Origin of the sequence: Streptomyces subrutilus (genome assembly GCF_008704535.1) — a bacterium.
GTDB classification, from domain to species: domain Bacteria; phylum Actinomycetota; class Actinomycetes; order Streptomycetales; family Streptomycetaceae; genus Streptomyces; species Streptomyces subrutilus.
Map to the genome: position 1 here is coordinate 4,753,101 of NZ_CP023701.1, position 12,599 is coordinate 4,765,699.

Annotated in this window: 16 protein-coding genes and 1 pseudogene; 13 read left to right on the top strand and 4 right to left on the bottom strand. The window is 74.0% G+C overall.

Going from position 1 to position 12,599, the window contains the following annotated elements:
• Nucleotides 1-105: 105 nt before the first annotated feature.
• The 5 genes from CP968_RS20890 to CP968_RS20910 all read left to right on the top strand — a co-directional run bounded on the left by CP968_RS20890 (nucleotide 106) and on the right by CP968_RS20910 (nucleotide 5,095).
• Nucleotides 106-909, top strand: a complete 804-nt coding sequence (locus CP968_RS20890) for an ABC transporter permease (RefSeq protein WP_150522032.1) — start codon at nucleotides 106-108, stop codon at nucleotides 907-909.
• Nucleotides 902-1,765, top strand: a complete 864-nt coding sequence (locus tag CP968_RS20895) for an ABC transporter permease (RefSeq protein ID WP_229886588.1) — start codon at nucleotides 902-904, stop codon at nucleotides 1,763-1,765. The genes CP968_RS20890 and CP968_RS20895 overlap by 8 nt, the downstream gene beginning before the upstream one ends.
• A gap of 1 nt (nucleotide 1,766) precedes the next feature.
• Complete coding sequence (locus CP968_RS20900; RefSeq protein WP_150519453.1) at nucleotides 1,767-2,735, top strand: ABC transporter ATP-binding protein; 969 nt, start codon at nucleotides 1,767-1,769, stop codon at nucleotides 2,733-2,735.
• A 144-nt stretch (nucleotides 2,736-2,879) separates the two neighbouring features.
• Complete coding sequence (locus CP968_RS20905) at nucleotides 2,880-3,557, top strand: DUF1707 SHOCT-like domain-containing protein (protein WP_150519454.1); 678 nt, start codon at nucleotides 2,880-2,882, stop codon at nucleotides 3,555-3,557.
• 86 nt (nucleotides 3,558-3,643) lie between these two features.
• Nucleotides 3,644-5,095 (top strand): DUF445 domain-containing protein, encoded by a 1,452-nt coding sequence (locus CP968_RS20910; protein ID WP_373304083.1) that lies wholly within the window; start codon nucleotides 3,644-3,646, stop codon nucleotides 5,093-5,095.
• A gap of 150 nt (nucleotides 5,096-5,245) precedes the next feature.
• Here the strand turns inward: CP968_RS20910 and CP968_RS20915 are convergent, their stop codons facing one another.
• Both CP968_RS20915 and CP968_RS20920 read right to left on the bottom strand, forming a co-directional pair.
• Nucleotides 5,246-5,521: a hypothetical protein gene (locus CP968_RS20915; protein WP_229886586.1), complete on the bottom strand. Its 276-nt coding sequence runs from the start codon at nucleotides 5,519-5,521 to the stop codon at nucleotides 5,246-5,248.
• A gap of 98 nt (nucleotides 5,522-5,619) precedes the next feature.
• Nucleotides 5,620-5,799: a hypothetical protein gene (locus tag CP968_RS20920; RefSeq protein ID WP_150519456.1), complete on the bottom strand. Its 180-nt coding sequence runs from the start codon at nucleotides 5,797-5,799 to the stop codon at nucleotides 5,620-5,622.
• Between the two features lie 200 nt (nucleotides 5,800-5,999).
• On the opposite strand from CP968_RS20920, the gene CP968_RS20925 reads away from it, so the two are divergent.
• Genes CP968_RS20925 through CP968_RS20940 form a run of 4 tightly spaced genes read left to right on the top strand, consistent with a single transcriptional unit; the run spans nucleotide 6,000 to nucleotide 8,310 of the window.
• On the top strand, nucleotides 6,000-6,536 hold the full coding sequence (locus tag CP968_RS20925) for a GNAT family N-acetyltransferase (RefSeq protein WP_208835990.1): 537 nt from the start codon (nucleotides 6,000-6,002) through the stop codon (nucleotides 6,534-6,536).
• Between the two features lie 38 nt (nucleotides 6,537-6,574).
• Nucleotides 6,575-7,279 carry a hypothetical protein gene (locus CP968_RS20930; protein ID WP_150519457.1) on the top strand — a complete coding sequence of 235 codons (705 nt, stop codon included), beginning with the start codon at nucleotides 6,575-6,577 and terminating at the stop codon, nucleotides 7,277-7,279.
• A 39-nt stretch (nucleotides 7,280-7,318) separates the two neighbouring features.
• Nucleotides 7,319-7,825: a hypothetical protein gene (locus CP968_RS20935; RefSeq protein WP_150519458.1), complete on the top strand. Its 507-nt coding sequence runs from the start codon at nucleotides 7,319-7,321 to the stop codon at nucleotides 7,823-7,825.
• A 41-nt stretch (nucleotides 7,826-7,866) separates the two neighbouring features.
• Nucleotides 7,867-8,310 carry a very short patch repair endonuclease gene (locus CP968_RS20940; protein ID WP_150519459.1) on the top strand — a complete coding sequence of 148 codons (444 nt, stop codon included), beginning with the start codon at nucleotides 7,867-7,869 and terminating at the stop codon, nucleotides 8,308-8,310.
• 93 nt (nucleotides 8,311-8,403) lie between these two features.
• Here the strand turns inward: CP968_RS20940 and CP968_RS20945 are convergent, their stop codons facing one another.
• Nucleotides 8,404-9,402, bottom strand: a complete 999-nt coding sequence (locus tag CP968_RS20945; RefSeq protein ID WP_150519460.1) for an SEC-C metal-binding domain-containing protein — start codon at nucleotides 9,400-9,402, stop codon at nucleotides 8,404-8,406.
• Nucleotides 9,403-9,458: 56 nt separating this feature from the next.
• Between CP968_RS20945 and CP968_RS20950 the strand changes: the two genes are divergently transcribed.
• From CP968_RS20950 to CP968_RS20970, 4 genes and pseudogenes are all read left to right on the top strand, one after another.
• Complete coding sequence (locus tag CP968_RS20950; protein ID WP_150519461.1) at nucleotides 9,459-10,298, top strand: class E sortase; 840 nt, start codon at nucleotides 9,459-9,461, stop codon at nucleotides 10,296-10,298.
• A 24-nt stretch (nucleotides 10,299-10,322) separates the two neighbouring features.
• Entirely contained in the window at nucleotides 10,323-10,523 is a 201-nt protein-coding gene (locus CP968_RS20955; protein ID WP_150519462.1) for a DUF3311 domain-containing protein, read from the top strand.
• Nucleotides 10,520-10,968: pseudogene (locus tag CP968_RS20960) on the top strand (sodium:solute symporter family protein); the annotation flags it as partial. The gene CP968_RS20955 and the pseudogene CP968_RS20960, both read left to right, overlap by 4 nt.
• 349 nt (nucleotides 10,969-11,317) lie before the next feature.
• Nucleotides 11,318-11,491: a GntR family transcriptional regulator gene (locus CP968_RS20970; protein ID WP_229886584.1), complete on the top strand. Its 174-nt coding sequence runs from the start codon at nucleotides 11,318-11,320 to the stop codon at nucleotides 11,489-11,491.
• A gap of 54 nt (nucleotides 11,492-11,545) precedes the next feature.
• Here CP968_RS20970 and CP968_RS20975 read toward each other — a convergent pair whose 3' ends face one another.
• Nucleotides 11,546-12,511, bottom strand: a complete 966-nt coding sequence (locus tag CP968_RS20975; RefSeq protein ID WP_306419905.1) for a methyltransferase domain-containing protein — start codon at nucleotides 12,509-12,511, stop codon at nucleotides 11,546-11,548.
• Nucleotides 12,512-12,599 lie beyond the last annotated feature (88 nt).

The following is a 12,599-nucleotide window of genomic DNA, read 5'->3' on the forward strand; positions in this document are numbered from 1 at the left end:
TACGGCCGTAAATCGGTCGCATGGATCGCCCCTCCGCACTAAGCTCCCGCGCTTTGGCCGACGTAGGAACGACGGGGGAAACGGAGGGATACGGTGCGTCAGGGAGTGCTTCTCTACCCGGCGGTCGCGGCCGGCGGATTCAGGCGCTACGCGACCTACGGGACGGCGACGGCGGCGGGTGTGTTCACGAACACCGTGTTCGGTTTCATCGTCGCGTACACGTACATCGCGCTCTGGGACGAGCGGCCCGGACTCGGCGGCTACGACCAGGCGCAGGCGCTGACCTTCGTATGGGTGAGCCAGTCGCTGCTCGCCGCCGGGGCGCTCATCGGGGGCGGCTTCCAGGAGGAGCTCCAGGAGCGCGTCCGCACGGGGGACATCGCCGTCGACCTGTACCGGCCCGCCGACCTCCAGCTGTGGTGGCTCGCGGCCGACCTCGGCCGGGCCGGCTTCCAGCTGCTGGGGCGCGGGGTGGTCCCGCTGGTCGCCGGGGCGCTCGCCTTCCCGCTGGCGCTGCCCGCCGACGCGGTGCGCTGGCTGCTGTTCCTGGTGTCCGTGGTGCTGGCGCTGGTGGTGAGCTTCGCGGTGCGCTACCTGCTGGGGCTGGCCGCGTTCTGGCTGATGGACGGGTCCGGCGTGAACATGATGGCCACCGTGGTCAGCATCCTCTTCTCGGGGATGCTGCTGCCGCTCACCGTCTTCCCCGGCGGCTTCGGCGAGGTGGTGCGGCTCCTGCCGTGGTCGGCGATGCTCCAGGTCCCGATGGACGTGCTGCTGGGCGTGCACGCGGGGGCCGGGTCGGCCGCCGCGGCGCTGGGGTTCCAGGCCGCGTGGGCGGCCGTCCTGCTGGCCGCTGGCCGGCTGGTGCAGTCGGCCGCGACGCGGAGGGTGGTGGTCCAGGGTGGCTGAGGCCGTACTGGAGCGGGAACCGGCAGTCCGGGAGGCGGTGCGGCGCGGCCGCGTGCGGGAGGGGCTGCGCGGCTACGGGCTGATCGTGGCGATGTGGATCCGGTCGACCATGGCCTACCGGACCTCCTTCGCCCTGGCGACGCTGGGGAACGCGGCGATCACGCTGCTCGACTTCGTGGCGATCTGGATCATGTTCTCGCACGTGAGCGTCCTCGGCGGGTTCACGCTGCCCGAGATCGCCCTGCTGTACGGGTCGTGCTCGGCCTCCCTGGGCCTGGCCGACCTGCTGATGGGCAACACCGACCGGATCGGCGCCCGCGTCCGCGACGGTTCGCTCGACACCATGCTGGTGCGCCCGGTGCCGGTGCTCGCGCAGGTCGCGGCGGACCGGTTCGCGCTGCGCCGGCTCGGGCGGGTCGGGCAGGGGCTGGGGGTGCTGGGCTGGGCGCTGTCCTCCCTGGACGTGGCGTGGACCCCGGGCAAGGTGCTGCTCGTCCCGGTGATGGTGGTGGCGGGGGCCGCGATCTTCGCGGCCGTGATGGTGGTCGGCGCGGCCTTCCAGTTCGTCGCCGGCGACGCGGCCGAGGTGCAGAACGCGTTCACGTACGGGGGCTGCACGATGCTCAAGTACCCGCCGACCGTGTTCGCCGCGGACCTGCTGCGCGGGGTGACCTTCGTCGTGCCGCTGGCCTTCGTCAACTGGCTGCCCGCGCTGTACCTGCTGGGGCGGCCCGACCCGCTGGGGCTGCCCGGGTGGGCGGCGTTCGCGAGCCCGCTGGTGGCGTTCGCCGTGTTCCTGCCCGCGTCGCTGGCGTGGCGCGCGGGAGTCCGTTCGTACCGAAGCACGGGGAGTTGACGTGGCCGATGCGCTGATCTCGCTGGACGGGGTCGAGAAGGTCTTCGACGTACGGCGCCGGGTGGGGCTGATGCGCAGGGAGAAACGCCAGGTCAGGGCGGTGGACGGGATCTCCTTCGAGGTGGCCCGCGGCGAGGTGGTCGGCTACATCGGCCCCAACGGTGCCGGGAAGTCGACCACGATCAAGATGCTGACCGGCATCCTGACCCCGTCCGGCGGCCGGCTGCGCGTGGCGGGCATCGACCCGGCGCGGGAGCGGCTGCGGCTGGCGCACCGGATCGGGGTGGTCTTCGGGCAGCGCACGACGCTGTGGTGGGACCTGCCGCTGAAGGACTCGTACGGGCTGATGCGGCGGATGTACCGGATCCCGGCGGCCCGCTACGCGCAGAACCTGGAGCGGTGCGTGGACCGGCTGGACCTGGCCGAGCTCCTCGACGTACCGGTGCGCCAGCTGTCGCTGGGGCAGCGGATGCGCGGGGACATCGCGGCGGCGCTGCTGCACGATCCGGACGTGCTGTACCTGGACGAGCCGACGATCGGGCTCGACGTGGTGAGCAAGGCGAAGGTGCGGGGCTTCCTGCGGCAGTTGAACCGGGAGCTCGGCACGACCGTGCTGCTGACCACCCACGACCTCCAGGACATCGAGCAGCTGTGCGAGCGGGTGATGGTGATCGACCACGGCCGGCTGATGTACGACGGCCGGCTGGACGGGCTGCACGCCGCGGGGCCGGCGGGGGAGAGCGAGCGGACGCTGGTGGTGGACCTGGAGCGGGAGAGCGAGCCGATCCGGGTGCCGGGCGCGCGGGTGGTGCGCGTGGAGGGGCCCCGGCAGTGGCTGGCGTTCCCGGCGGGGGCGTCGGCGGCGCCGCTGGTGGCGGCGGTGGCGGCGCGGTACCCGCTGGTGGACCTGTCGGTACGGGAGCCGGACATCGAGGACGTGATCGCGCGGATGTACGCGGGGCGCGGCTGAGGGCGGGGCCGGGTGAGGGGGCGTGGTCAGGGCCGGGTCAGGGCCGGGTCAGGGAAAAGCCCGGGGAAAGCCCGGGGAAAGCCGGGGGTGCGGGGGCGCCCCGGGCCATACACCTCCCGCGGATCAGTGCATAGGCTGCTCCACATGAGTGACGAGCGGGCACAGAAGCCGTTGCCGGAGCTGAGGGCGTCCGACGCCGACCGGGACCGGGTGGTGGAACGTCTGCGCGACGCCGTCGCCGAGGGCCGGCTCGACATGGAGGAATTCGAGGAGCGGCTGGAGGCGGCGTACACGTCCCGCACGTACGGGGAGCTGGAACCGCTCACGCGCGACCTGCCCGCGGTCCCCGGCGTGCCGGGGGGCGTCGTCGCGCCGTACTCCGGTGCGGCCCCGTCCCCCGCGGCGGCCTCGTCCTGGGCGTCGCGGATCGGCGGGACGGCGGGCTCGGGCGTGGCGGTGGCCGTCATGTCGGGCTTCGAGCGCAAGGGGCGGTGGACGGTACCGGCCCGCTTCGACGCGGTGGCGTTCTGGGGCGGCGGGGAGCTCGACCTGCGCGAGGCGGACTTCGCCCAGCGCGAGGTCGTGATCAACTGCATCGCGATCATGGGCGGCATCCAGATCACGGTGCCGCCGGGTGTGGAGGTCGACGTCCGGGGCATCGGCATCATGGGCGCCTTCGACCAGAGCAACCCCGGTCCCGCCGAACCGGGCGCCCCGCGGGTGGTGGTGAACGGCCTGGCGTTCTGGGGCGGCGTGGAGGTCAAGGTCAAGCGCCCCAAGAACCTCCCGCCGGGCCCGACCTCCCTGCGCAAGGAACTCTGAGGGAACACCGGGGCCCCCCGGGGGGCCCGTCGGCGGAGCGAACCGGCGTGCCGGGAACTCCTCGGGCCTCCCGGGAGTCGGATGCTATGCAGACGAACCGGCGCCCCGGGGGAAGGCAGGAGCACGTGAACGACCGCACCACCGCCGGAGGCTCCGCCCCGCCGCCGCCGACCGGGCTGCCCCCGGGCGGCCCTCCGCCCGACGGCCCCCCGCCCCACGGCGCTCCGGCGGGCGGTCCCGCGGGGGCCGCGCCGGCGCCGCCCGTCCGCGGGGCCTTCGTGTTCAGCGCGGCCGACGAGGAGCGCCGCCGCGGTGTCCGCCGGATGAAGACCACCGCGACGGGCCTGCTGCTGTTGGTCGCACTGGTCTACGTACTGGCCAAGTACGCCCAGCACGCCTGGGGTGCGGGCGGCTGGGCGGGCTACGTCGCCGCCGCGGCCGAGGCCGGCATGGTCGGCGCGCTCGCCGACTGGTTCGCGGTCACCGCCCTCTTCCGGCGGCCGCTGGGCCTGCCCATCCCGCACACCGCGATCATCCCGACCAAGAAGGACCAGCTCGGGGTCTCCCTCGGAGAGTTCGTCGGCGAGAACTTCCTCTCCTCCGACGTGGTCCGGGCCCGCCTGCGGGCCCTCGGCATCGGCGGCCGGCTCGGAGCCTGGCTGGCCGAGCCCGAGCACGCCGACCGGGTCACGGCCGAGCTGGCGACGGCGCTGCGCGGGGCCCTGACCGTCCTGCGCGACTCCGACGTGCAGGCCGTCGTCGGCGAGGCCATCACGCGGCGGGCGGAGGCCGCGGAGATCGCCCCGGGCATCGGCAAGACCCTGGAACGGGTCGTCGCCGACGGCGGCCACCACCGGGCCGTCGACCTCATCTGCGCGCGGGCCCACGACTGGCTCGTCACGCACGGGGAGTCGGTGATGGACGCGGTCCAGGGCGGGGCTCCCGGCTGGACCCCGCGGTTCGTGGACCGCAAGATCGGCGACCGCGTGTACAAGGAGCTGCTCCGTTTCGTCACCGAGATGCGGGACATGCCGCAGCACCCGGCGCGCGGGGCGGTGGACCGCTTCCTGACCGACTTCGCGGCCGACCTCCAGTCGGACACCGAGACGCGGGCGCGCATGGAACGGCTCAAGTCCGAGCTGCTGGCGCGGGGCGAGGTGCAGGACGTGATCGCCTCCGCGTGGACGGCGGTCCGCTCGATGATCATGTCGGCGGCGGAGGACGAGCAGAGCGAGCTGCGCCTGCGGGTCCGCTCCTCGCTGATGACGCTAGGGGCGCGGCTGGCCACCGACGGCCGGCTCCAGGGCAAGCTGGAGGGCTGGATCGAGGGCGCGATGGTGTACGTGGTCACCACCTACCGCACCGAGATCACCTCGCTGATCACGGACACGGTGGCGGGCTGGGACGCCGAGCACACCTCCCGCAAGATCGAGGCCCACATCGGCCGCGACCTCCAGTTCATCCGCATCAACGGCACGGTCGTCGGCGCCCTGGCGGGCCTGCTGATCTACACGGTGTCGCAGGCGTTCGGCGCGTAGCGCGCCCGGGCCGTACGGGACGCCGGAGGCGGGTCACCGGTCACCGGAGGCCGGCGCGCGGGGCGCGGCCTGCGGGGCGTTGGGCGTCGGCCGTGGGGCGCCGGGCCGGTGCCGTGCGGGGCCACGGCCCGGCGCGGCGTCCCGTACGGGTCAGGCGCGGTCGGCGGTGGCCCAGGCGGCCGCCGCGACGACGGCCGCCGCCCCGACGACGGCCGGCCAGGCTCCTACCTTCCTGGCCGGCGGGTGCGCCCCGGCAAACCCGGCCAGGTACAGCGCCCCCAGCCCGGCCGCGGCGCGCACCCCGCCCCGCCGGTGCCGTTCCCGCCCGGCCGCGAGCCCGGCGGCCCCGAGCACCACTCCGCCCAGGGGTCGCTTCCCGGTCCACCGCGCGACGGCGTACCCGCCGACGAGACCGGTGGCCGCCACGGCCGAACTCGGTACCCGAGCCCTCTCGAACTCGCCGGTCGTCCTGTCCGACGGGCGGTCGTGCGAACCGCTCCGCACGAACGAGGCCAACGCGGCGGCTACCGCGACCGGCCGGGCGTCCACCGGCCGCCCACCACCGCCACCAGCACGATCACCGCCCCGCCGATCACGGTGCGGGGGACCGCGTCCCGTACGGCGCGCGGCAGCAGCGCCAAGGCGCCCAGCGCGAGGAGGAAGGCGAGCGCGCACCGGCCCACGGTCCGAAGCAGTCTGTCCACGGCTGCTCAACGCGGCCGCCGGGTTTCCCGACACGGAGGGCGGGGAGGGGATTTGTCGCACACTCGCCGCATCCGTGCGATGCCCGTCCGGGCAACGCGCAGCGAATAAATTCACTCTCCCACCCCAAAAGGGGAAAATCCCCACCCCTGCCCCCTCCCTTTCCCACCCCCCTCACCCCTGACCCAGGAGCCGGAACAACGTGATCTGCTACGGACAGGCCGTCCTCGACCTCGCGGACGAACTGGTCGACACCTACGCCGACGTCTTCTCCGGTCCGCCGTGGAACGAGGGCGAAGAAACCATTCGCCAGTTCGCGGCCCGCCTCCCCGCCGACGCCCGGCGCCGCGGGTTCCGCACCGCGTTCGCCCAGTGCGCGACCGGCATCGACGGCTTCGCCACGGGCTGGATCACACCGGCGACCTTCCCCAAGGACCGCGCGTACGCCCAGGTCGCGGCCCAGCTCGGCCCGGCCCGGGTACGGAAGCTGCTGACCGGCGCCCTGGAGATAGACGAGCTCGCGGTACGCCCCCACGCGCGCGGCCGCGGCACCGGCCGGGCCCTGCTCACCGAGATCACCGCCGACGCCCCGGACCGGCGGGCCTGGCTGCTCACCTCCCGACTGGCCGCCGACACGGTGGCGACCTACCGCCGCCTCGGCTGGCACGAGGTGTCCGCCCGCCCCGGCACCGAGACCGGGGTGATCGTCTTCCTGTCCCCGGAGCACCCCGACCACTGACGGGCGTACGCCGCCGCCGCGCCGGGCATATCGGCGCCATGATCACTCCGAACCACCGCACCCCGACCTCACGGCCCCCCGGCCCGGACGCCCCCACCACCCGCCCGACCCCGGCCGACGCGCCCTCCACCACCCGTACGGGCACGACCGGCCCCCGCCGCGCCACCACCCGCCCGCCCGGCACCCGCACCGGCCCGACCCCGAGCCCGGCCGACGCGCCCTCCACCACCCGTACGGGCACGACCGGCCCACCCCCGCACGGCACGGCCACCGGCACCCGCAGCGCGTCCACCCGCGGGTCCGGCCCCCGCGCCCACCGGCCCGGTAGCCGCCAGCTCGGCCTGGCCACGCGCCACCAGCTCACGGCGGCCGGGGTCCCCACGGGCACGGTCACCTCCCGCACCCGCCCCGGCGGCCCCTGGCAGCGCCTGCTGCCCCGCGTCTACCTCCTCCAGACCGGCCCCCCGGACCCGCGCCAACGCGCCCTCGCCGCCGTCCTGTACGCCGCCCCGCCGGACGCCGACCCGCTCTCCGGCGACACGGCCGCCCTCACCGGCGGCGCCGCCCTCGCCCTCCTCGGGGTCCGCGAGGCCCCGCACACCCCGGCGGACGTCCTGATCCGCGCCCCGCGCCGGCTCGCCGCCACCGGCTGGGCCCGCCCGCTGCCGACCTCCCGCTGGCCGCGGACCATCACGGTCGCCGGCATCCCCTGCACCCGCCCCGTCCGGGCGGCCGCCGACTAGGCCTCCCGCGGCGACCAGCCGCCGGACCGTGTTCGCTCGGTGCTGGCCCACGTCGTCCAGGCCGGCTGGTGCCACCCGCACGACCTGCACGCCGAACTCCGCGCGGCCCGGCTCCTGCGCCGCCCGGCGGTCCGCGCGGCCGCGGAAGAACTGCTCGCCGGGGTCCGCTCGGTCGCCGAGGCCCGGGCCCGCGACGCCCTCACCGCGTCCGACCTGCCGGCCCCGCTGTGGAACGCCCGCCTGCACACCCCGGACGGCGCCTTCCTCGCCACCCCGGACGCCTACTGGCCCGAGGCGGGCGTGGCCCTGGAGATCGACTCGGCGGAGTACCACTACACGCGCGACGCCTGGCAGGCGACCCTCCGTCGCCGCCTGCGCCTGGAGGCCCACGGAGTCCTGGTGGTCAGCGCCACCCCGTCGATGATCCGCGACACCCCGCACGACGTCCTCGCGGCCCTCCGCGCCCTCCTGGCCCTGGCCACCGCCCGCCCCGCCCCGCCCACGGCCCGAGCCCGCGGCCACCGACAGCTCACGCTGCCGTTCTGAACGAGGCGCCCGCACGCCGGGTGCCGGGCCAGAATGGGGGTGTGGAGAAACTGGCGACGACGGCCGAGGTCCGTACCCGGATGAGCCGTCAGAAGAGCCGTGACACGGCGGTGGAGTTGGCGCTGCGCAAGGCCCTGCACGCCACGGGAGCGCGGTACCGCGTCCACCGCCGGCCGGTGAAGGGCGTACGGCGGGAGGCCGACATCGTCTTCGGCCCCACCCGGGTCGCCGTCTTCGTCGACGGATGCTTCTGGCACGGTTGCCCGCTCCACGCGACGTGGCCCAAGAACAACTCGGAGTTCTGGCGCGCGAAGATCGAGGGGAACCGGCGCAGGGACGCCGACACCGACGCGCGGCTGGCCGCGGCGGGCTGGTCGACCGTACGCGTCTGGGAGCACGAGGACGCCGACGAGGCGGCCGTGCGGGTCCTGGCCGTGGTGGCGGCCCGCAGGGCGAAGCCCCGCCCGGCCGCCGACCCGCACTGAGGGTCGCGCTCCCGGCTCCGGACACGGGGCGCATGCGGCCGCCCGGGCCGGGTCGGAGCGATCCGCGACCCAGCGGCGGCGGCCGGCCGTCCGCTACTTGTCGCCGTGGCACTCCGCGTACGGCTTGCCCGAGGTGCACCAGCAGGTGGCTGTCGGGGTCGGGGGCCAGGTGGTGGCCTTGCCGCGGGCCGCCAGGGTGGTGGCGTACTCCGCCAGCAGGGACGGGGACGCCGGGGAGGTCTTCTCCGAGGCGGCGAAGGCCTCGTACGACGGGACGCTCGCCGTGACGATGCCGAGGTTCGTGGTGCCCGAGGCGGCCAGGGCGCGCAGGGAGGCCTCGATGGCGGCCAGGTGGGTCTCGTGGGAGGTGTACTCCGCGGCGAGGGTGGGGTAGCTGGTCAGGAGCTCGGCGAGTTCGCGCTGCGGCCAGTGGAGGATCGCGACCGGGAACGGACGGGAGAGGGCCGCGCGGCGGTCGCCCAGTTCCGCGCGGAGGCGGGCGATCTCGGCGCGCAGCTCGGCCGGGTCGTCGGAGCCCAGGGCCCAGATGCGCTTGGGGTCGTGGAGTTCGTCGAGCGGGATCGGGCCGATGTGCCGGGTGTCGGCGACCATGTCCCAGTCGTCGTGGGGCCGGGCCAGGAGGCGGCGGACGCGGTGGCGGCCGGTGAGCAGGGCCGTGGTGGCCGGGGTGAGCGGGTCGTCGTCGGTGATGAGGAGCGAGGCGGCCTCGGTGAAGCAGTCGTGGGACGCTTCCAGCTCGTCGTGGGTCTCCAGGGTCTCGGCGATGACCTCCCACGGCGCCGGGTCCTTCGGGGACGCGGCGCGGATGCCCGAGATCAGGGCGCGGGCCTCGGCCTCGTGGCCGTACTCCCAGAGGTTGGCGGCCTGGAGGGCCTTGATCAGCTGGGGGTTGCCCGGTGCTTCGGACAGGAGTTGGTCGTACAGGGCGCTCGCCCGGTCGCGTGCGTCGCCCAGTTCGAGGTGGGCCGCGGCCTGGAGGAGCAAGGGCTCCTGGTCCTCGGGGTAGCGGGTCGCCGTGCGGATGAGGCGCTCGGCTTCGGCGATGTGCTCGGCAGGCGTGTCGGGGCGCATGGTTCACACCGTACTGCCGCTGGTCAGTTGGCGGGGCAGGACTTAGGGTGCCGCCCGTGCGAGATCACATACCGGTGGTGGTCCAGGGGCGCGGGCGGCGGGCACGGGGTGCGCGCCGGAACGCGTTCGCGCGGGCGCTGTGGGTGGGCGCCGAGGTGATCACCACCCTGGGCGTGGTGGTGGCGTTGCTGGTGGTGCACCAGGTGTGGTGGACCAACCGGCAGGCCCTCGTCGGCGCGCACGAGCAGGTGCGTGCGCTGGAGCGGGCCTGGGGCGAGCCGGCGACGGACCCCGGTCCGGGGTCCGGTCCGGAGCCCGGGGCCGAGGGGGCCGACGGTACCGCGCCGCCGTCCGTCGGGTCCGCCGAGCCCCCTCCGTCCGGTTCGACCGCTTCCTCCGGTTCCGGTTCCTCCGGGGGTGCCGCCCGGGCCTCCCGGCCGCCGGCCGGGGAGCAGGCGTACGCCGTCCTGCGCATCCCGCGCCTCGGCCTGTCCGTGCCCGTCGCCCGGGGCGTCGACAAGCGGACCGTGCTCGACAAGGGGTACGCCGGCCAGTACCCGGGGACGGCGCGGCCCGGGGAGCAGGGCAACTTCGCGCTCGCCGGGCACCGCAACACCCACGGCGAGCCGTTCCGCCACATCAACCGGCTGCGGCCGGGCGACGAGATCCAGGTGGACGTGCGCGGCCGGCGCTCGACCTATGTCGTCGACCGGACCCTCGCCGAGACCACCGAGCGGGACACCGGCGTGATCGCGCCGGTACCGCGCAGTCTGGTCAAACCGGGCTACGGGTACACCGCGCCGGGCGCGTACATCACGCTCACCACCTGCACGCCCGAATACACCTCGACCTACCGGCTCGTGGTGTGGGGGACGCTCAAGTCCCCGTCGGCCTAGGGTGGAACGGAGAGTCATATCTGGATGAAGCGTCCGAACCTGCTGTGGCTCGGTGTGCTGTTCGTGCCGTTCGTGCCGTTCGTACTGTTCTGCGTGGTTCTGCCGCTGGTGAACCGGGTGGAGCCGCGCATCGCCGGAGTCCCCTTCCTGCTCGTCTGGTTGGCCGTCGCCACCCTGGTGACCCCGCTCGCCGTGTGGCTGGCCCGGCGCGGTGACCGGCGGTGAGCGCGGCGGCCGTGGCGACCACCGCTTCGCCGCGTTCATGGCGGCGACCGTCGCCCTCGGCCTGCTCGCGGTGCGCGGGCGCGGCGGGGGCGGCGGCGGGCTCGCCGAGTGGTCGGTGGGCGGGCGTTCGCTGGGCCCGGTGTTCATCTGGGTCCTGATGGCGGGCGAGGGCTACACCAGCTTCAGCTACCTGGGGGCGGCGGGCTGGAGCTACGACTACGGCGCACCCGTCCTGTACGTGGTCGCGTACATGTCCTGCGGTTACGCGGTCGGCTACGTCGTCGGGCCCCTGCTGTGGGACTACGCCCGCCGGCACGGCCTCGTCGGCATCACCGACATGGTGGCCCACCGCTACGGCCGGCCCTGGCTCGGCGCCGCGGTCGCGGTGCTGGCCACGGTGTTCCTGCTGCCCTACATCCAGCTCCAGATCACCGGGATGGGCGTGGACGATAGACCCTGGGTAATCGGCGAGTAGCCAGTCAGGGCAAGGGAAAGCCCCGCTCGGCATGTGACCGAACGGGGCTTTCTGATGCCTGTACCGGACCCCTACGGCCAGACCGGCTCACCCGGCATCGGACCGTGCGGGACGGTCGCAGCGTGGTCGGGGCAGGCCCGCAGAGTCGTTCCGGGGCCGCTCGTGCTCTCGATACAGCGGACCGGTACGGGGGCCGTGGTGCGGCGGTGGCATTTCACACAGACCGCTACGTTGCCGAGTGGGGGCGGGGTCGTCAGTCCGTCGACAGTCACGCTGCCACCCCTGCCGTGCGTCGCGAGAAGTCGGGTCCCGCAGCGCTGTGCCAGTAGTCGACTCCGATAGCGGCGAAGCCTGCCGCGTAGCGCCGTTCCGGCAGATTGCTGCCGACCTGGCCGCGGAGATCGAGCGGGGCGAGCTGGCCCCTGGTCGTCCGCTCCCGTCCGAGAGAGAGCTGACGGAGCGGTACGGGGTCGCGCGCAATACGGCGCGTTAGGCAGCAGAGCCCGCCCGCTCCGGACTCGGAACGAGCGGGGCCCGCGAGGCTTGCCTATTCCTCGCCCAGTGAACCGCTCCACTGTCCGCGTGACAGGTGGACTACGCCGTCTGGGGTTACGCGCGCGTGCGCTCCGTACAGGGGCAGCGCGCCTTCCATGTTGAGCCTTCCCCGGATGCGTTCGAGCGCATCCCACAGTCGGCGAGGACCACCCTGGTGGACGGTCGGGGGATCGGTCCATTCCCCGATTGCGCGTGCCCATGACCCATCAGCATGGATCAGCAGGAGCGTTCTTCGCCTGTCGTGAGTGGAGTACCGGGATTGCACGCCCGGGGTCGTGATCTCCAACATGGATCGCACTTCCCATGCGTTGGCCACGTCCATCACGGGATAGCGGCCCGTGCCGGTCTCGTCCCCCGCCTGGTCGCTCGCCACTGCGAACAACTCCGACAGCGCTGGTGGGTAGTCGTGGCCGCTCCGGGTGAGCATGAATTCGGCCCCACCCCGTTCGATGCACCCGACCAGTTCCCCGGTCTTGTGCTTCCAGCCGGTGAGGATGAGAGACGTACCGGCGAGGGTGGTCACCAGTCGTCCGCCCTCATGGAGTGCGCCGAGAACCGTACGCAGTCCCGTTCCCGGCCGTATGGCCACAGTGCAGACGATCCGGTCGTAGTGGCCCGGAATCTCTGCCGTGGCGTCCACAGCGTGGAACGTCGGGCGGAGCCCCATCCGTGCGAGCCGTTCGGATGCTGCTTCGGTGAGGTACGGGTCCACGTCGATGCTCGTCACGTGCTGGTCGCCGAGCCGGCGGGCGGCGTATGCGGCCAACCCTCCCGCACCTGTGCCTAGGTCGAGCGTGGCGAGTCCCGGCCCGAGTCGCCCGTGACGCAGCATCCGAACGACCAGGCTGGGCAGTGTGGAAGACGATGTGGCCATGCCGTCCGCGTACTCCCCGGGTGTGCCGTGGTCGGCGTGCCGGGCCCCAACCCGGGTGACCACAGACGTATCCGAGTAGGCCACCCGCGCCCATGCTTCCGGGTCACTGGCACCGTCCCGCAGAACCCACAGTTCTGCCCGATCGTCATACTCCCACCATCGGGGGACCAGT

What these genes read in the sequence shown, in the direction of transcription:
- CP968_RS20930 (WP_150519457.1), top strand. Translation starts at nt 6,575, where the DNA reads ATGATCACTCCGAACCACCGCACCCCGACCTCACGGCCCCCCGGCCCG.
- CP968_RS20910 (WP_373304083.1), top strand. Translation starts at nt 3,644, where the DNA reads ATGCAGACGAACCGGCGCCCCGGGGGAAGGCAGGAGCACGTGAACGAC.
- CP968_RS20945 (WP_150519460.1), bottom strand. Translation starts at nt 9,402, where the DNA reads ATGCGCCCCGACACGCCTGCCGAGCACATCGCCGAAGCCGAGCGCCTC.
- CP968_RS20955 (WP_150519462.1), top strand. Translation starts at nt 10,323, where the DNA reads ATGAAGCGTCCGAACCTGCTGTGGCTCGGTGTGCTGTTCGTGCCGTTC.
- CP968_RS20905 (WP_150519454.1), top strand. Translation starts at nt 2,880, where the DNA reads ATGAGTGACGAGCGGGCACAGAAGCCGTTGCCGGAGCTGAGGGCGTCC.